Consider the following 16555-nt stretch of genomic DNA (forward strand, 5'->3'; position numbering starts at 1 on the left):
CGTGAAAAACGCTAACAAGCGACATAGTAAACGCGAAAACTATCAGGCTGGCGAGTGATATAATTCATGTGTCTTGTTAAAAAAATGTTGACGAATAACACCAGTTTCGGCCTCGCGTGTTTTACTCCATACTTAACGCTTCAAGAATAAAAAAATGAGGGAATAATTTTGGCAGGAAGTAGCTTACTGACCTTACTCGATGATATCGCCACGCTGTTGGATGACATCTCGATGATGGGCAAACTGGCCGCGAAGAAAACCGCTGGTGTACTGGGGGATGACCTGTCGCTTAACGCGCAGCAGGTGACGGGGGTAAGAGCAAACCGCGAGTTGCCGGTGGTCTGGAGCGTTGCGAAAGGCTCGCTGGTTAACAAAGTGATCCTGGTGCCGCTGGCGCTGCTCATCAGCGCCTTTATTCCCTGGGCGATTACGCCGTTGTTGATGATTGGCGGCGCCTTCCTCTGTTTTGAGGGCGTGGAGAAAGTCCTGCACACCTTCGAATCGCGAAAACACAAAGAAGATCCGGCTGAGCGACAGCGGCGGCTGGAAGCGCTGGCGGCGCAGGATCCGCTGGCGTTTGAGAAAGATAAAATCAAAGGCGCAGTGCGAACCGACTTTATTCTTTCAGCAGAGATCGTGGCGATTACGCTCGGGATTGTGGCCGAGGCGCCGTTGCTCAACCAGGTGCTGGTTTTGTCAGGCATCGCGCTGGTGGTGACCATTGGCGTTTATGGCCTGGTTGGTCTCATCGTTAAGCTGGATGATATGGGGTACTGGCTGGCAGAAAAAACCAGCGTGCTGGCGCAGACATTAGGGAAAGGGCTGCTGGTTGTCGCGCCGTGGCTGATGAAATCACTGTCGGTGGTGGGTACGCTGGCCATGTTCCTGGTGGGCGGGGGAATTGTGGTACACGGTATTGCGCCGTTGCATCATGCCATTGAACAGTTTGCCCAGCAGCAAAATGCTGTGGTGGCGTTGATTTTACCGACGCTGCTGAATCTGGTATTGGGGTTTATCATCGGTGCCATCGTTGTGCTGCTGGTGAAAGCCGTTGCCAGAATGCGCGGGGTTGCGCACTAAAAGTCTTCCTCAGAATGAGGCAAAACCGGACATCCTCGTCTAAGGTGAAAACGTTCACTGGATACAGGAGGTAACATGGTTTTTTTGGTCAGTGAGGAAGTGACTGTGAAAGAGGGCGGTCCGCGTATGATTGTCACCGGCTATTCCAGCGGTATGGTGGAGTGTCGGTGGTATGATGGGGTTGGCGTCAAGCGAGAGGCATTCCATGAGTATGAACTCGTCGCTGGCGCTACCTGTAGACGGTGTGATGAAGCCTGATGACAAAACGCCCGGCGGATGTCGGGCGTTTTCTTAAAAAATGCGTGACGGCAACAATACGTAACGTACTGCGTTATGCCAGGATTAGGAAAGCAACAGCGAGTAGGGAGTGGGCAGAGTGCCGCACGAAGCAACGATGGAAAACGGGGGCTGGCTGAAAACGTTGGCGCGGCGACTCGGCCCTGGCCACGTCGTGAATCTCTGCTTTCTGATTGTCATGTTTTTTTCGACTCTTCTGACCTGGCGGGAAGTGGTCGTCCTGGAAGACGCCTATATCTCCAGCCAGCGTAATCATCTGGAAAATGTCGCCAACTCGCTCGACAAGCAGTTGCAATTCAATGTGGATAAACTGCTGTTTCTGCGTGACGGGATGCATGAGGCGCTGATCACCCCGCTGGGGTTTTCGGTCTTAAGAGATGCGGTTACCCATTTTGAGCAGTTGCGTCATTCACGCGTCTGGCAACTTGAGCTGGATAAGCGACGGACGCTGCCGCTGAATGGCGTTTCTGATGCGTTTGTAAGTCAAACTCAGTTGCTCTCGCGTGACGATCAATCGCTGAATAACGAGCTGACCGCCGCGCTGGAAGTGGGCTATTTGTTGCGTTTAGCGATCATCCGTACATCGATGTCGCAACAGGCGATGTATGTTTCGCGCGCGGGCTTTTACGTCTCCACGTTACCGACATCGCTGTCCAGCGATATTACTACCCGATATTACGACTACGTGATCCAACCCTGGTTTACCGAGCAGTCGCAGCGAAAAAACCGCATGCGCGGCGTACGCTGGTTCACCACGCCGTCACCCGATCTCTCTTACGAGCAGCAGCGCGTGACCGTTAGCGTACCGCTGGATTATCACTTTTACTGGCTTGGCGTGCTGGCGATGACCATCCCCGTGTCGGCAGTCGAACGGTTTATGGATGAAGCCATCGATAAGGACGTGGAGGGGGTGTATCAACTCTATGACAGCAAACTGAAGCTGCTGGCCGGTTCCTCGGCGGAATTGAGAAACGCGAACACCTTTGATGAGCGCGAACTGGCGATGCTCGCGCACGATATCGAACAGGATACCGTAGGCGGTTTGCGCATGGGGAGCCGCTACATCAGTTGGCAACGTCTGGATCATTTCGATGGCGTACTGGTGCGGGTACATACCTTAAGCGAAGGGGTACACGGCGATTTCGGCAGCATCAGTATTGCGCTGGCGTTACTGTGGGCGCTGTTCACCGCGATGCTGATCATCTCCTGGGTGGTCATCCGTCAAATGGTCAGCAATATGTTTGTGCTGCAAAGTTCACTCCAGTGGCAGGCCTGGCACGATACGCTGACCCGCTTGTATAACCGCGGCGCGCTCTTTGAAAAAGCTAAGCACTTGACTCAGCGTTGCCGAACGCAAAAACAACCGCTGTCGGTTATTCAGATCGATCTGGACCACTTCAAAAGTATTAATGATCGCTTTGGTCATCAGGCCGGGGATCGGGTGTTAACGCATGCCGCAGGCTTAATCAGCGGGACGTTGCGTACTTATGATGTTGCAGGGCGAGTCGGCGGGGAGGAGTTCTGTGTGGTCCTGCCGGAAACGTCTCTGGCGCAGGCGGAGCAGATAGCTGAGCGCATCCGCCTGCGGCTGAATGAGAAAGAGATTCTGGTGGCGAAAAGCGCCACGTTGTGGATTAGCGCCTCACTCGGGGTGAGCAGCACCCAGGAGACCGGAGACTATGATTTTGAGCAGCTCCAGTCACTGGCGGACCGTAGACTCTACCTGGCAAAACAGGCAGGCCGTAACCGGGTCTGTGTCTCGGATAAAGGCTAAGGCGTGGCGAAAAAATGGGTCATGCCTTCGTCCCAGCCTTCCGGCCCCTCACGCTGCGTACGGTAAACCTGTACGGTGCTGTCGGGGCGTAAAATTACCCCTTCGCGATTTAACCCTTTAACGATGATGGCATAGTCCATCGCTTCCAGCAGTGGCGCATCGTTTGGACCATCGCCCAGTCCGACCGTGACCGGACGTCGCTTCCATTGGCGCTGATAGAGATCAATCAGCCCGTTTGCCGCATGGTCTTTCCCGGAGGCGACATCCAGGACATGCCAGAAGCGAGAGCCATGGACAAACTGTAATCCCAGGTCGTTTAGCTGTCGGGTGAAGTCGGCCATTCGATCATCGCTGTCGCGCCAGATCAGCGTGACTGAGGCTTCATGCAGGCGCGTTAAGCTGGCCTGGGCATGTGTCAGGCCAGTCCACTCGGCGATGGTGGATTCATCGACATCATCAAACGTTGTAAATTTAAACGAGGATCGGGTACGAAGTTTGTTAATCACGGCGCTAATTTCAGCATGTGAAGCACCGGCTATCTGTCGCGGGAAGTCAGGATGCGTCTGCCAACGGCTGTCCAGTTCAACCACGGTGCCATTCTCAGCAATCAGCGGCAATCCCTGTAAGCCGAGTAACTTCTGGATGTGCAGCATTTCCGCCGCCGTTTTGCTGCTGCACAGGATCAGCGGAATATTTTTCCCACGCAGTCGGGCGAGCCAGGCGGCGGCAGGCTGCCAGTCATAAGTGTGACTGTCCAGCAGCGTGCCATCCAGATCGGTAAAAATCAGCAGTGGAGCGTCGAGTGAAAGCATGTTTATTCCTGTCACGTGGACCGCCGTATTCTGGATAAATCCTAAAAACAGGGTGTTTGGCCTGAAGGGGGAATGGGATCGATCCCGTCATCAGGCGCGCTGGCAGCCGGTCCGCCCCAACCATTAGAAGGATTAATCATTTGTCTGAAAAATATTTGCTTGTCATGCAAAAAAATTGCGGATAAGGTTTAGCGTACATCAGATTTCCTGGTGTAACGAATTTTCAAGTGCTTCTTGCATAAGCAAGTTTCATCCCGACCCGTCAGGGTCGGGATTTTTTTCGCTGCAGCTCATCGATTAATTTCTGTCACGCTAAAATCATGGATGTCGAGCTCAAACGCCTCGGCCAATTCATGCCATGTATGATACTCACGGCCATCCACACTGACTCTGTCCGGGTCGTTTCCGCTACGATGGATCTCACTCTCGCTGATTTCATTAATCGCCGCCAGCAACGCGTCAACATCGACGCTGACTTCACGTTTTGCGGTATCGCTGTACTCTTTCGCGGTCTTCATTTCAACCTCGTCATTCACCGTGCCACAGACTAAGTATAGACCGTTGAGAAAACCCGCAATCGAACCGCTCAGACGCTGTCAGTCAGCGGTTTTTGTTCTACACTGGCACAAAGCCACAGGAGGATAATGATGAAGGTGAATGATCGGGTCACAGTCAAAACGGACGGCGGTTCTCGTCGTCCTGGCGTGGTACTGGCAGTGGAAGAGTTTAGTGAAGGCACAATGTACCTGGTTTCGCTGGAAGACTACCCGCTCGGCATCTGGTTCTTTAATGAGTCAGGGCATCAGGATGGTATCTTTGTGGAGAAGGCGGAGTAGGATTGCGACAGCCGATGTAAACCCGGCTGGTGGGACATCCACCAGTCGGGACGTCTCATCGCATGTTAACAAAGATACCGTTGGTCACGTTATCGGTTAGTCTGACGACATGATAGATAACCTGTTTGTTATGCGTCTTTATCTTTCGTTTTATATTCCCCTTATGGGATGACACCGTTTTTGCCTTGATATTCATTTGATCCGAAATTTGAATTGTTCCCTGGCCTTCCATCCACATGCGCAGCATGCTGGACTCAGTACGACTTAATGATAACGTCGGTAAATTTATTACACTGGCGGAATCCGTCTCTTTTTTCAGAATATCGCCAAGGAGATCGTCCAGTGATTCTGGCTTTATTGACTTTGAACTGATCAATAAGTTTTTTCTGACTAACAGATATTCATCAAAATGCACATTGGCAATTGCCATAAAAACAATAAATAACGTATTGGGATGCTGATTAATGATTTGCTTTATATGCTGACTGTTGGCTGGGTCATGGATAAAACAGTCTTCATTAATAAACACCACAGAAGGTTGGTGTGTATCACAAGCGATGTCGAGTTCGTCAACGGTCTCGATGTCGTTGATTTCCCTTTTTTTCACCCCTCTGCTTACCAGATACCCGGTCAAACCTAGCCGGGTGTAACTGCATAGATCCATAATAATCGTTGACATGGCTTACCCTCACTCAATGCGTAACGATAATTCCCCTTACCCGAATATCTCACACAACTTAACGGAACCGAATGCTTCACCTAATGAGACGCGTTTGCGGTTTTCAGGCGGACTTACTATCCCGTAAAGTTACGTATAATTTGCCTGGAATTGTCTTAAAGTAAAGTAAATGTTGCGTTATGTGAGTGAGATAAAAACAAATAAAGCGCGTGAGAGTTATCCTAGTAGATGTTTTTACTGAATGACTTTAGGATAATCCTTAGAATAACAAGATAAACATTATGGACTATTATTAACGGGCAATTCACTAACAATATCAGCTAATAAATTGAAAATTTCGCTAAATAGGTGTTCACAAAACGGCGCAATCAACGGCATTAATGCCGCGATTAACGCGATGCCCACGGTCAGGGTAAGCGGAAAACCAATCACAAATACGGATAATTGCGGTGCCATACGATTTAGTAATCCCAGTGCCAGGTTCAGCGTTAGCAGCATGGTGATGACCGGCAGCGCCAGCATCAACCCGTTGAGGAAGATCAGGCTGCCCGCTCTGGCCAGCGCCAGAAACGCGTTGCTGTTCACCGGATTACCGCCAATGGGCAGGGTGTGGAACGTGTCGACCAACAGCGAAATCAGCCATAGATGACCGTCAAAGGTCAGGAACAGCAGCATCGCCAGCATATCAATGATTCTGGCAAGCACCGGCATATTCAGATGGCTTGCCGGATCGACAAAGGTGGCAAAGGAAAGCCCCATCTGCAGACCGATAATCTCACCCGCTGTACGCACCGCCGCAAAGGCAAACTGCATGGTAAAGCCGAGCGCGATGCCGATCAGAATTTGCTGCATCGCCAGCCATAACGCATTAAACGAAAAAATCGGCACGTCGTTAGGCGGTAACGAAGGGGCAATGACGAGGGTAATAATGATCCCCAGCCCCAGCTTTACCCGTTTGGGGACGGCACGTTCACTGAGGATCGGAGCGGTAGTAATCAGCGCCAGTACGCGCAGCAGCGGCCAGAAATAGAGGCTCAGCCACTGCAGCCATTGATCGCTGGTTACCTGCAACATCCGTCGTCTTACCCGATGATGTATGGCAGGTTGGTGAACAGCGTGCGCACGTAATCCAGCAGCAAATTCAGCATCCACGGACCGGCCACGATAATCGCCGTAAACACCGCCACGATTTTCGGGATAAACGACAGCGTCATTTCGTTAATCTGTGTGGCGGCCTGTAAAATACTGATGATAAGCCCCGTCACCAGCGCGACCAGCAGCAGGGGGGCGGCAAGCGCGAGGGCAACTTTCATGGCCTCGGTGCCAATCATCATGACCGATTCGGGTGTCATTTTTCGCCTCTAACTGTAGAAACTTTGTGCAAGCGAACCCACCAGCAGTTGCCAGCCATCAACCAGCACGAACAACATCAGTTTGAACGGGAGGGCAATGGTTGCCGGGGGAACCATCATCATCCCCAGCGCCATCAGCACGCTGGCGATCACCAGGTCGATAATCAGGAAAGGAATGAAAATCGTAAAGCCGATCTGGAACGCGGTTTTCAGCTCGCTGGTCACATAGGCGGGAAGCAAAATGCGCATCGGTACCGCTTCTGGCCCCTGAAGCGGACCGCTGTTTGCCAGACGGGCGAACAGGGCCAGATCGGCTTCGCGGGTCTGGCGCAGCATAAATTCACGTAGCGGCTGTGCGCCTTTGTCCAGCGCTTCCTGCATCGAGATTTTCTCTTCGCTGAACGGTTGATAGGCCTCAACATAAATCTTGTCGATGACCGGCGACATGATGAAAAAGGTCAGGAACAGCGCCAGTCCCAGCAGCACCTGGTTTGGCGGTGCGGACGGTGTACCGAGCGCATTACGCAACAGACCGAAGACGATGATGATGCGGGTGAAGCTGGTCATCATCAGCAAAATAGCCGGAATAAAGGTCAGCGAGGTGATGAAGACCAGCGTCTGTACGGGGAGCGACCAGCTTTGTCCGCCGCCGGGCAGCGGTTGGCTCACCAGTCCAGGAAGTTGCGCCAGTGCGGCGGGGCTGATTAGCCATAGACCGGTCAGCGTAAGGGATAACAAACGGCGCATCAGGATCTCCCGGAACGCTTAAGCAAACTCTTCATCATGGCCTGAAAATCGGCAGGAGCAGACGGCGTCTCTTCTGGCACGACAGGGGCTGGGGGGAGAGTATGCAGCACATTGATGGTTGACGCCGTGACGCCAAGCACCAGCCGTGCATCCTCAACATCCACAATCACCACCCGCTCGCGCGGACCCAATGAGGTACTGGCGGAGACTTTCAGGCCGCGCGTACTGCCGCCTTTCGGCGCAAAACCCAGGCGCTTGATTACCCAGGCGGCTACCAGGATCAACAGGATGATCCCCAACAGCGCGCCGCTTACCTGCATCAAAGGCGAGCCCGGTACGGCAGAAGGCTGTTGAACGGTGGCCTGGGTTTTCATGATTAACGACTCAGACGACGCATACGCTCGGACGGGGTGATGATGTCGGTAATGCGTACACCGTATTTATCGGCCACGACCACCACTTCACCCTGGGCGATCAGATAGCCGTTGATCAGGATATCCAGCGGTTCACCCGCCAGGCCGTCCAGCGCCACCACGGAACCCTGCGTCAGGCGCAGCAGCTCTTTAATGGTCATCCGCGTGCGGCCCAATTCGACGGTCAGTTTGACCGGAATATCCATGATCAGATCGATATCCTGTAGCGTGCCGCTGACATCGCCACCGCCAAGCTGCTGGAAAACGGCGTCGGCCGCACTTTTGCTGGTCGTGGTTTTTTGCTCGTTCAACGCGTCAGCCCACAGATCGTCCAATGCGCCAGTGTTCTCATCAGACGGATTATTCATGTCACTCATTTGGGCTGTTCCTCATTCAGCGAATTCAAAATCGGGTTAATCAAATGTTCCACGCGTAACGCATACTGGCCGTTAACCGTGCCGTATTGGCTGGTCAGTACAGGTACACCGTCCACATGAGCAATAATGCGGTCTGGTTTTTCTATTGGCAGCACATCGCCGGGTTGCAGTTTTAATATCTGAGAAAGGCGCAGCGGAATATCGGCAAAGTTCGCTACCAGCTCCAGCTCGGAGTGTTGAACCTGACGCACCAGATTGTCGCGCCAGTTCTGATCTTCATTGCGGGAGTTTTCCAGCGGCGGGTTCACCAGCAGTTCGCGCAGCGGTTCAATCATGCTGAACGGCAAACAGATGTTGAACTCACCGGTCAGGTTGCCAATCTCGACGTGGAAAGGGGTATTGACCACGATATCGTTCGGTGACGTGGTGATGTTGGTAAACTTCACCTGCATTTCAGAACGCACGTATTCCACTTCCAGCGGATTGATCGCCTTCCAGGCGTCGCTATAACCTTCCAGCGCCAGTTTCAGCATGCGGTTGATGACGCGCTGTTCGGTGTGGGTAAACTCGCGGCCTTCCACTTTCGTCGGGAAGCGGCCATCACCGCCAAACAGGTTGTCGACGGCGATAAACACCAGGCTCGGCGAGAACACTACCAGACCCGTACCGCGCAGCGGCTTCAGGTGGATCAGGTTCAGGTTGGTCGGTACCGGCAGGTTACGAGCAAACTCGTGATACGGCTGAATGCGGATCGCGCCGACGGTGATATCCGGACTACGACGCAACAGGTTAAACAACCCCATCCGGAACTGACGGGCAAAACGTTCGTTGATGATCTCCAGCGCCTGCAGACGCTCGCGCACTACGCGACGCTGGGTATTGGGATCGTACGGGCGAATTTCGCTTTCGCCCGCGATACCCGGAGTCGGCTCGTCTTTCGTGTCGCTGTCGCCATTCAACAGCGCATCGATTTCAGCCTGAGAAAGAATACTGTCGCCCATGTCTTTACCGCAGAATGAAAGCTGTATACAGCACGTCGGTGACGTCCTGTTTGGGTTGTCCGGCAACGAGCGGAGGGGAAAGCGTCTCTTTAATCGCCGCGATCAATTTTTGCTTACCTTCTTCGGTAGACAGTGCGTTGGCGTCCTGACGAGAGAACAGCAACAGCAGACGGCTACGGACTTCTGGCAAATATTCGTTCAGGCGCGTGCGCGTGGCTTCATCCTTCAGACGCAGCGTCACGCCGATATACAGAACGCGATCCGCATCGCCCAGATTGACGGTAAACGTATCCAGGGCGAAGAACACCGGCGCAGGCGGCGGCGGTGGCTCATTGGCCGCCGGAGTGGGATGCTGCTGCATACGCCAGTAGCTATAGCCTGCGGTGGCGCAGGCGGCAAGGGTAATGATTACCAGCAGCGGGATCCAAATTGAGCGTTTGCTCTTTTTGCTAATCGCGGAATCAGTCATCTGATACGGGCTTCCTGTTTCGGTACAGCTTATCGGCTGATTATCCCGTGTCCTGACCACGGCAAAGCGTGGAAAAGACGCGGATAATCGTGCTACCTCTGGCGTTAGGCGAAGATATCGACGGCGCCATTACCGCGTGCGGCGGACTGGAGCGAAGCGGGAACCGCCAGCTCGCTCTCGTCATCAACCATGAGCCGATCCTGTCCCTGCGTGCGAGCCGTCTGCTGCTGTTGGGATGAGGCGTGCTGCTGGTCGGCGAAACTCTCGCTGCTAATGCTGCTTTGTCCCAGTTGAATGCCACTTTCCGCCAGTTGCGTGCGCAGCGTCGGCAGGGCGGCTTCCAGCGCCGCGCGAACGTGACTATGGGCTGAGACCATCTGCAATTGTGCCTGGTTATCATCAAGTTTAAGCGAGATTTGTACCTGACCCAGATCTTCCGGATGCAGACGCAGTTCCGCGCTCTGCTGACCCTGACGGGTAAACAGCGTGATGTGTTGACTCAGGGATTGCTGCCACTCATGGCTACCCAACGGTGCGCTCAGAACCGGTGCGGCGCTGGTGGGCAGCGGCTGTGAGGCGGAATGCGGGGTTGTGGTCATCGCGATGCCTGGCGTCACGAGTGAAGGCGTACTGTCGATCTCCGCGTTAGCGGCAGCGGCAGCCACCACAGGCGTAGTGACCGGCTGACCTTTAGCGCTTTCCGCAGCGATCACCGGCGTGGCATTGTCCGTTTTGCTTTTTTTCGCATCGTCATGGGTCAACGGACTGGTCGCGGCCTGCGCGAGCGAACGGGGATCGGTGCTCAACGTGGTGCTCAGCACACGCCCTTTTTCACCGGTAGTTACCGGCGGTGTCGTCATTCCCGGTTGACCCGGCAGCATGGCGAAAAGGGCGCTGAGGTTGGCGAGATCGTCATCGCTGAGAGCCGTGGCACCTTCATCTTTCTGCGCGGACTGGCGCAGGGCCGCGAGCGCACTGCTCTTTTGTGTGGGTGTCAGGGCGGACAGCAGGGCCTGCGCATCGCTCAGTCCTTTTTGCAACTCTTCAGACTGTCCTTCTTTGGCCGCTAACAGGTCGGCCAGTTTCACGGTCTGCGAAGCGTCACCGTCCTGTGCCAGCAAGCCTTTTTGCAGTTTGCCGCTGGCGGCATGTAAATCGGCTAACGTCAGCGGCGCGTCTTTACTCTGTGCGTCGCCTGCGCCTAATGCGCCTGCCAGCAGGGTCAGAAAATCCTGGGCGGAATCCGTCGCCTTACCGGACGACAAGCCGGTAATAAGGTCAGTGTCCGTGGTGACCCGTTGGGGTAAAGTGATCATTCTGGTTTCCTCATTGCTGCACGCTGCGCAAATTCATCCATTTTTTTCTGATCCAGGCGGTTTTCAGCCAGTAAGGCCGCCGCGTTCTGTCTGTCTTGTAAGGTTTGCCAGGCCTGAAGCCGTTGTTTTTTTTCACGCCAACTGTTCAGCGCCATATCTACTTTTTGCGTCCACTGCGTTAACTGCTGGCGGTGTTGTTCCACCGCTTTTTCCAGGGTCTGAATAAATTGCTGGTAGTTAATCCAGCGATTACTGGCAATCCCCTGACTCATATCGTTGTTGAGGTTGCTGCGATATTCATTCTGGTAGTCAAGCAGCATCGTGAGCTGTTCTTCCGCCTGCTGAAAACCGCGGCGCATTTCACCTAACAGCAGCGCCGCGTCATCCACCTCTTTTTCGGCGAGATCTTTGAGTGTTGCCAGTGCACCATGTTCAGCCATGACCATTACCCTCTTGCTTCATCACACCGTCGGGAAAATCAGATCGAGCGCCGACAGAGAATCCTCCCAGTCAGCGCGTTCGAAAATACCTTGCTGCAAAAACGCCTCCAGTTGTGGCCACAGCGCGATGGCTTTATCGAGCATCGGATCGCTGCCTTTGGCATAGGCGCCGACGCTGACGAGATCGCGGTTGCGCTGGAAGCTCGACAGCAACTGCTTGAAGTGACGCACTTTGGCGTAGTGTTGTTCCGTTATCAGCGCCGTCATCGCACGGCTGATCGACGCTTCAATGTCGATAGCGGGGTAGTGTCCGGCCTCCGCCAGACGTCGCGACAGCACAATGTGACCATCAAGGATGGCTCGCGCCGAGTCGGCAATCGGGTCCTGCTGATCGTCGCCTTCGGTCAGTACCGTATAAAAGGCGGTGATGGAACCGCCGCCGTGGATCCCGTTACCTGCGCGTTCAACCAGCGCCGGAAGTTTGGCGAAGACCGACGGCGGATAGCCTTTGGTGGCCGGTGGTTCACCGATCGCCAGCGCGATTTCACGCTGGGCCATGGCATAACGGGTCAGGGAATCCATGATCAGCAGCACGTGCTGACCGCGATCGCGGAAATCTTCGGCGATACGGGTGGCATAAGCGGCACCCTGCATGCGCAGTAAGGGCGACACGTCCGCCGGTGCGGCGATCACGACCGAACGCGCGCGTCCGTCGGCACCGAGAATGTTTTCGATGAAATCCTTCACTTCGCGGCCACGTTCGCCAATCAGTCCAACGACGATGACGTCGGCGCGGGTATAGCGCGCCATCATGCCAAGCAGCACGCTTTTCCCGACGCCGGAACCGGCGAACAGCCCCATACGCTGGCCGCGACCGACGGTTAACAGGGCGTTGATCGGGCGCACGCCGGTATCCAGCACATGCTCAATCGGCGTACGCTGCAACGGGTTAAACGGCTGGGTAATCAGCGCTCCGGTTTCCGTGGTGTCGGGGGAGGGAAGGCCGTCAAGCGGTTTGCCGCTGCCGTCGAGCACGCGACCTAACAGCGCCGGACCCAGCGGCAACTGTTTACCGCTTTGCAACCCTTCACCGGCGATGTTTTTGGCGTAGACACGCGCGCCGGGCAGAATGCCTTCGACCTCTTCGAGCGGCATCAGAAACAGGCGCTGACCGTTAAAGCCCACCACTTCACTTTCCACTTCGCGGGTTTCCGTTCCGTCCTGGCGTTCAATCACGCAGGTCGCGCCAAGCGGCAACTGCAACCCGGTGGCCTCCAGAACCAGGCCGGTGGCGCGGGTCAGTCGTCCGTAACGACGAACGGCCGGAAGCTGCGCCATTTTGGCTTCGAAATTATCCAGCGTCGTCAACCAGCGAGTCAGGCGTGAGGTCATCAGATCACTCCCGGCGCGGCCAGACGACACAGTTCTTGCCAGCGGGTCGCCACGCTGGCGTCGAGATCGCCTTCATCCGCAGAAACTTTGCAGCCGCCATGGTGCAGGGTCGGATCGCCACGCAAACGCCAGCCGTGCAGGCTGAGGGTGGCACCGAGCATCTCTTCAACGCGCTGTAAATCATCCGGATGGACGCGCAGCTGCGGTTTGCCGCTGAACAGGGGCTCCTGTTGTAAGAGCTGTTGGATCTGCTTGATTAAGGCGGAATTATCCACCGCGGGCGTCTGACCAATGACCTGACGCGCGGCTTCCAGCGCCATCTGCATCAGACGCGAAGCGATCACGCTGTCCAGCGCGTCCAGCGTGTGCTGGAATTCGCTGACCAGTTGTTGCATCCGCGCATGAAGCGGGGCCTGCTGGGTGCGCGCCTGCACCTGGCCCTGTTCAAGCCCTTGTGCCAACCCTTCCTGATAGCCTTGTTCATGACCGGACTTCCGTCCTTCCGCCAGTCCCGCGTTGTAACCTTGCTCGTGGGCCTGAATTTTCAGCTGGGCTAACTGTTGCTCAAGCTGTTGTTCCGCACTGATCTCGGGTTCGTCCTCTTCAGACACGGGGTCATCGTCGTGCTCCATGGGCACAAATTCAGCCAGCGGCGGCGCGAGATCGTCCGGAGTCCAGATTTTCCACGGCAGCTCGTTAGACATAAGTATCCTCGCCGCTGCCAATCATCATCTCGCCGGTCTCGGCCAGACGACGCACAATCAACAGAATGGCCTTCTGTTCGTTTTCCACTTGCGACAAACGCACCGGGCCACGGTTGGCGAGGTCGTCGCGCAGGATATCTGCCGCACGTTGCGACATATTGCGCAGGAACTTCTCGCGCAGCGGCTGTTCCGCGCCTTTCAGGGCGATCAGCAGCGACTCGGAATCCACTTCCTGTAGTAAACGCTGGATGCTGCGGTCGTCCACATCGACCAGGTTTTCGAACAGGAACATCTCGTCGATAATTTTTTGTGCCAGCTCGCCGTCGAATTCGCGCACAGCGGTAATAACCGCTTCTTCTTGCTGCGTTTTCATCAGGTTGATAATTTCTGCCGCCGTTCTCACGCCGCCCATTTTGCTGCGCTTGAGGTTCTGACCGTCGAGCAGGCCGTTGAGCACTTCGGTCAGTTCCGCCAGCGCGGCAGGCTGTACGCCGCCGAAGGTGGCGATACGCAGCATGACATCGTGACGCAGACGTTCGTCGAACAGCGCCAGGATATCCGCCGCCTGACCGCGTTTGAGGTGCACGAGGATGGTGGCGATAATCTGCGGGTGTTCGTCGCGGATAAGGTCGGCGGCGCTTTGCGGCTCCATAAAGTTGAGCGTTTCAATGCCGCTGGCGGTATCACGGGTTTCAAGAATATCTTCCAGCAGGCTGGAGGCTCGCTCTTCGCCCAGCGCCTTCACCAGTACCGAACGCAGATATTCGTTGGCATTGATGTTCAGGGCGGCGAACTGCTCGGCTTCCTGCTCAAACTCCGCCAGCACGTCGGTCAGCTGTTTGTTGGAGATCTGGCGGACGTTCGCCATGGCGGCGCTCAGGGTCTGCACTTCGCGCTGGGAGAGGTGTTTGAACACTTCCGCCGCACGATCTTCGCCAATGGTCATCAACAGGATGACGCTTTTATCGGTACCGGAAAGAGCATTACTCATGATCGTTATTCATCCACTGGCGAATGACCAGCGCCACGACGCGCGGATCGTTATCTGACATTTCGCGAATGCGCTGGCTCATCACTTCGGCGCCCAGGCGCTGATTTGCCCGACGCTGCTGAGTCTGCTCATCTTTACTGAGGCGAACCTCAACGGCTTCTTCGGTCTCCTGACGGAGTTGCTCGCGTTCCTGCGCGGCTTTCGCCTCTTCAGCGCGACGGGTCAACTGCGGACGAATCGCTTTGCGCCACAGGATCCATGCCACCAACAGCACCAGCAACCAACGTCCGGCCGAGATCAACTGTTCGATAAACAACGGCTGTTTCCAGAACGGCAGTTCGCCAGCGTTGTCATCGGTAGCGCTGAACGGTGAGTTGACCACGTTCAGGGTATCGCCGCGCTTGTCCGAGAAGCCCATTGCTTCACGGGTCAAATCTTCAATCTGCTTCATTTGATCGGCAGTGAGCGGCAGTGGCTTGCCATCCGGCAACGTTTTGTAGTTCACGACCACGGCGACGGAGAGTCGCTGTATATCGCCGACGTTCATTTTTGTGTGGCGAATGGTGCGGTCAACTTCATAGTTGCTGGTTTCGTTGCGTTGGGTATTACGTGGACCAGCACTGGCGCTGGTGGCCGTCTGCTGCTGCGCGTTCTGTCCATTTTGTGCATTCTGCGCATTTTGCTGATTCGCTGGCGGCGTGGTGATCGGCGCCGTATTGGCTGGCGCAGGCTGGTTAGAGAGGGCACCCGGTACGCCACCTGGCAGACCGGAGCCAATTTGCTCGCTTTCATTCAGTTGACGCGAACGCAGTACGGCCTGAGAGGCATCGCCGTTTGGCCGATACTGTTCTTCTGTCTGCTCTTTATTGGCGAAATCCAGCTGCGCGGTGACCTGCGCGTGGACATTCCCGTTACCGACAATCGGTGACAGGATCGATTCGATACGACGCTGGACACGGCCTTCCACGTCGCTGGCGTATTTCAGCTGTGCGTCGTTCAGATCGCGACTGCTGGTATTTGACTGCGTGAGCAGATGACCAGCCTGATCGACCAGCGTTACATTGCCCGGCGGCAGACCGGCTACCGCGCTGGAAACCAGATGGACGACTGCAGTGATTTGACCTTCATCCAGCGCACGCCCCGGTTCCAGATTGACGGTCACCGAGGCTGAAGGGGATTTCTGTTCACGCACGAACAGAGACGGCTTGGGCATTGCCAGATGTACGCGGGCGCGCTTCACCGGGCCAAGGGTTTCGATGGTGCGTGCCAGTTCGCCTTCCAGCGCACGCTGGTAGTTAACCTGCTCGCTAAACTGGCTGATGCCGAACTTTTCCTGATCCAACAGCTCAAAGCCCACCGCCCCCCCTTTCGGCAGTCCTTGTTGGGCAAGACGCAGGCGCAGTTCATGGACTTTGTCGGCGGGAACTTCAATCGCGCCACTGCCTTCCGAGAAGCGGTACGGGATGTTCATCTGGGTCAACTGGGTGACGATCGCGCCGCCATCCTGATCGGATAAATTGCTGAATAACGTACGATAATCAGGCGCTTTAGCCCACAACACCATCGCCACAATAATGGCGACGGCCGCAGAGCCTGCCACAATCAGAGGAATTTTGGGATTCGCACGCAGGCGATTAAGCCACTCGAGAGGTTTAGATTGGGTTGCAGCCGATGCAGTCGCGTTCATCTCGCACCTCGTGACTGCTCGTGGACGGCTTTATTTGCAAAGTGGAACAAGACTCACTCCCGGGTCAGCAAAATCGAAAAATTGACGGTCTCATTATTTGCAGTTTCGTTTTTTTCTATGCGGCAAAAACCGGGGTTTTTTATCGTTATTTAGCGCCTTTATCTTATTGACAAACTGGTAATCTCTGC

The 16555-nt window shown here is 55.2% G+C and carries 20 protein-coding genes; 4 read left to right on the forward strand and 16 right to left on the reverse strand.

Translation table 11 applies throughout. The features are described 5' to 3' along the window. Window positions 1-162: 162 nt before the first annotated feature. The 3 genes from OGW13_RS12955 (at window position 163) to dgcQ (ending at window position 3151) form a co-directional block, all read left to right on the forward strand. The gene (locus OGW13_RS12955) at window positions 163-1080 is read left to right on the forward strand and encodes a DUF808 domain-containing protein (protein ID WP_090049404.1); all 918 of its coding nucleotides are present in this window, start codon (window positions 163-165) and stop codon (window positions 1078-1080) included. Between the two features lie 75 nt (window positions 1081-1155). Beyond that, complete coding sequence (locus OGW13_RS12960) at window positions 1156-1338, forward strand: YodC family protein (RefSeq protein WP_090049402.1); 183 nt, start codon at window positions 1156-1158, stop codon at window positions 1336-1338. 118 nt (window positions 1339-1456) lie between these two features. Beyond that, window positions 1457-3151, forward strand: a complete 1695-nt coding sequence (gene dgcQ, locus OGW13_RS12965) for a cellulose biosynthesis regulator diguanylate cyclase DgcQ (RefSeq protein WP_043000279.1) — start codon at window positions 1457-1459, stop codon at window positions 3149-3151. Here dgcQ and OGW13_RS12970 read toward each other — a convergent pair. After that, on the reverse strand, window positions 3148-3963 hold the full coding sequence (locus OGW13_RS12970; RefSeq protein WP_287116196.1) for a mannosyl-3-phosphoglycerate phosphatase-related protein: 816 nt from the start codon (window positions 3961-3963) through the stop codon (window positions 3148-3150). The two genes, dgcQ and OGW13_RS12970, sit on opposite strands and share 4 nt — an antisense overlap. Window positions 3964-4253: 290 nt before the next feature. Next, the gene (gene yodD, locus OGW13_RS12975; RefSeq protein WP_042318260.1) at window positions 4254-4481 is read right to left on the reverse strand and encodes a YodD family peroxide/acid resistance protein; all 228 of its coding nucleotides are present in this window, start codon (window positions 4479-4481) and stop codon (window positions 4254-4256) included. 129 nt (window positions 4482-4610) lie between these two features. Between yodD and dsrB the strand changes: the two genes are divergently transcribed. Then, window positions 4611-4799, forward strand: a complete 189-nt coding sequence (gene dsrB / locus OGW13_RS12980) for a protein DsrB (protein ID WP_042318262.1) — start codon at window positions 4611-4613, stop codon at window positions 4797-4799. Window positions 4800-4854: 55 nt separating this feature from the next. Here the strand turns inward: dsrB and rcsA are convergent, their stop codons facing one another. The 14 genes from rcsA to fliF all read right to left on the reverse strand — a co-directional run bounded on the left by rcsA (window position 4855) and on the right by fliF (window position 16367). Continuing rightward, window positions 4855-5478: a transcriptional regulator RcsA gene (gene rcsA / locus OGW13_RS12985; RefSeq protein WP_043000281.1), complete on the reverse strand. Its 624-nt coding sequence runs from the start codon at window positions 5476-5478 to the stop codon at window positions 4855-4857. A 279-nt stretch (window positions 5479-5757) separates the two neighbouring features. Further along, window positions 5758-6552 carry a flagellar biosynthetic protein FliR gene (gene fliR / locus OGW13_RS12990; protein WP_043000282.1) on the reverse strand — a complete coding sequence of 265 codons (795 nt, stop codon included), beginning with the start codon at window positions 6550-6552 and terminating at the stop codon, window positions 5758-5760. A gap of 8 nt (window positions 6553-6560) precedes the next feature. Next, window positions 6561-6830 carry a flagellar biosynthesis protein FliQ gene (fliQ, locus tag OGW13_RS12995; protein ID WP_044257593.1) on the reverse strand — a complete coding sequence of 90 codons (270 nt, stop codon included), beginning with the start codon at window positions 6828-6830 and terminating at the stop codon, window positions 6561-6563. Between the two features lie 9 nt (window positions 6831-6839). After that, entirely contained in the window at window positions 6840-7577 is a 738-nt protein-coding gene (gene fliP / locus OGW13_RS13000) for a flagellar type III secretion system pore protein FliP (RefSeq protein ID WP_043000284.1), read from the reverse strand. After that, a complete protein-coding gene (fliO, locus tag OGW13_RS13005; protein WP_080343230.1) occupies window positions 7577-7954 on the reverse strand; it encodes a flagellar biosynthetic protein FliO in 378 nt (125 codons plus the stop codon). Before fliO ends, fliP begins: the two co-directional genes overlap by 1 nt. Next, window positions 7954-8367, reverse strand: a complete 414-nt coding sequence (gene fliN, locus OGW13_RS13010; RefSeq protein ID WP_042318274.1) for a flagellar motor switch protein FliN — start codon at window positions 8365-8367, stop codon at window positions 7954-7956. The genes fliO and fliN overlap by 1 nt, the downstream gene beginning before the upstream one ends. Continuing rightward, window positions 8364-9368, reverse strand: a complete 1005-nt coding sequence (gene fliM, locus OGW13_RS13015) for a flagellar motor switch protein FliM (RefSeq protein ID WP_042318275.1) — start codon at window positions 9366-9368, stop codon at window positions 8364-8366. Before fliM ends, fliN begins: the two co-directional genes overlap by 4 nt. 4 nt (window positions 9369-9372) lie before the next feature. Then, window positions 9373-9837 (reverse strand): flagellar basal body-associated protein FliL, encoded by a 465-nt coding sequence (gene fliL / locus OGW13_RS13020; RefSeq protein WP_043000286.1) that lies wholly within the window; start codon window positions 9835-9837, stop codon window positions 9373-9375. A 104-nt stretch (window positions 9838-9941) separates the two neighbouring features. Further along, entirely contained in the window at window positions 9942-11153 is a 1212-nt protein-coding gene (gene fliK, locus OGW13_RS13025) for a flagellar hook length control protein FliK (RefSeq protein WP_287116197.1), read from the reverse strand. Beyond that, window positions 11150-11593, reverse strand: coding sequence for a flagellar export protein FliJ (gene fliJ / locus OGW13_RS13030; RefSeq protein WP_043001895.1), 444 nt, complete (start codon window positions 11591-11593; stop codon window positions 11150-11152). Before fliJ ends, fliK begins: the two co-directional genes overlap by 4 nt. 21 nt (window positions 11594-11614) lie before the next feature. Next, window positions 11615-12985, reverse strand: coding sequence for a flagellar protein export ATPase FliI (gene fliI / locus OGW13_RS13035; protein WP_043000288.1), 1371 nt, complete (start codon window positions 12983-12985; stop codon window positions 11615-11617). Beyond that, window positions 12985-13689 (reverse strand): flagellar assembly protein FliH, encoded by a 705-nt coding sequence (fliH, locus tag OGW13_RS13040; RefSeq protein WP_043000289.1) that lies wholly within the window; start codon window positions 13687-13689, stop codon window positions 12985-12987. Before fliH ends, fliI begins: the two co-directional genes overlap by 1 nt. After that, window positions 13682-14680, reverse strand: coding sequence for a flagellar motor switch protein FliG (fliG, locus tag OGW13_RS13045; protein ID WP_042318283.1), 999 nt, complete (start codon window positions 14678-14680; stop codon window positions 13682-13684). The genes fliH and fliG overlap by 8 nt, the downstream gene beginning before the upstream one ends. Next, complete coding sequence (fliF, locus tag OGW13_RS13050; protein WP_043000290.1) at window positions 14673-16367, reverse strand: flagellar basal-body MS-ring/collar protein FliF; 1695 nt, start codon at window positions 16365-16367, stop codon at window positions 14673-14675. Before fliF ends, fliG begins: the two co-directional genes overlap by 8 nt. Window positions 16368-16555: the final 188 nt, after the last annotated feature.

The organism is Citrobacter sp. Ca225, from assembly GCF_030337175.1.
Taxonomy (GTDB): Bacteria; Pseudomonadota; Gammaproteobacteria; order Enterobacterales; family Enterobacteriaceae; genus Citrobacter_A; species Citrobacter_A amalonaticus.

Bases quoted from the DNA above. Each gene is read 5' to 3' on its own strand.
- fliM (WP_042318275.1), bottom strand. From the start codon at position 9,368: ATGGGCGACAGTATTCTTTCTCAGGCTGAAATCGATGCGCTGTTGAAT.
- OGW13_RS12970 (WP_287116196.1), bottom strand. From the start codon at position 3,963: ATGCTTTCACTCGACGCTCCACTGCTGATTTTTACCGATCTGGATGGC.
- OGW13_RS12960 (WP_090049402.1), top strand. From the start codon at position 1,156: ATGGTTTTTTTGGTCAGTGAGGAAGTGACTGTGAAAGAGGGCGGTCCG.
- dsrB (WP_042318262.1), top strand. From the start codon at position 4,611: ATGAAGGTGAATGATCGGGTCACAGTCAAAACGGACGGCGGTTCTCGT.
- rcsA (WP_043000281.1), bottom strand. From the start codon at position 5,478: ATGTCAACGATTATTATGGATCTATGCAGTTACACCCGGCTAGGTTTG.
- fliJ (WP_043001895.1), bottom strand. From the start codon at position 11,593: ATGGCTGAACATGGTGCACTGGCAACACTCAAAGATCTCGCCGAAAAA.
- fliL (WP_043000286.1), bottom strand. From the start codon at position 9,837: ATGACTGATTCCGCGATTAGCAAAAAGAGCAAACGCTCAATTTGGATC.
- fliN (WP_042318274.1), bottom strand. From the start codon at position 8,367: ATGAGTGACATGAATAATCCGTCTGATGAGAACACTGGCGCATTGGAC.
- fliP (WP_043000284.1), bottom strand. From the start codon at position 7,577: ATGCGCCGTTTGTTATCCCTTACGCTGACCGGTCTATGGCTAATCAGC.
- fliQ (WP_044257593.1), bottom strand. From the start codon at position 6,830: ATGACACCCGAATCGGTCATGATGATTGGCACCGAGGCCATGAAAGTT.
- fliI (WP_043000288.1), bottom strand. From the start codon at position 12,985: ATGACCTCACGCCTGACTCGCTGGTTGACGACGCTGGATAATTTCGAA.
- fliH (WP_043000289.1), bottom strand. From the start codon at position 13,689: ATGTCTAACGAGCTGCCGTGGAAAATCTGGACTCCGGACGATCTCGCG.
- yodD (WP_042318260.1), bottom strand. From the start codon at position 4,481: ATGAAGACCGCGAAAGAGTACAGCGATACCGCAAAACGTGAAGTCAGC.
- fliG (WP_042318283.1), bottom strand. From the start codon at position 14,680: ATGAGTAATGCTCTTTCCGGTACCGATAAAAGCGTCATCCTGTTGATG.
- fliK (WP_287116197.1), bottom strand. From the start codon at position 11,153: ATGATCACTTTACCCCAACGGGTCACCACGGACACTGACCTTATTACC.
- fliF (WP_043000290.1), bottom strand. From the start codon at position 16,367: ATGAACGCGACTGCATCGGCTGCAACCCAATCTAAACCTCTCGAGTGG.
- fliR (WP_043000282.1), bottom strand. From the start codon at position 6,552: ATGTTGCAGGTAACCAGCGATCAATGGCTGCAGTGGCTGAGCCTCTAT.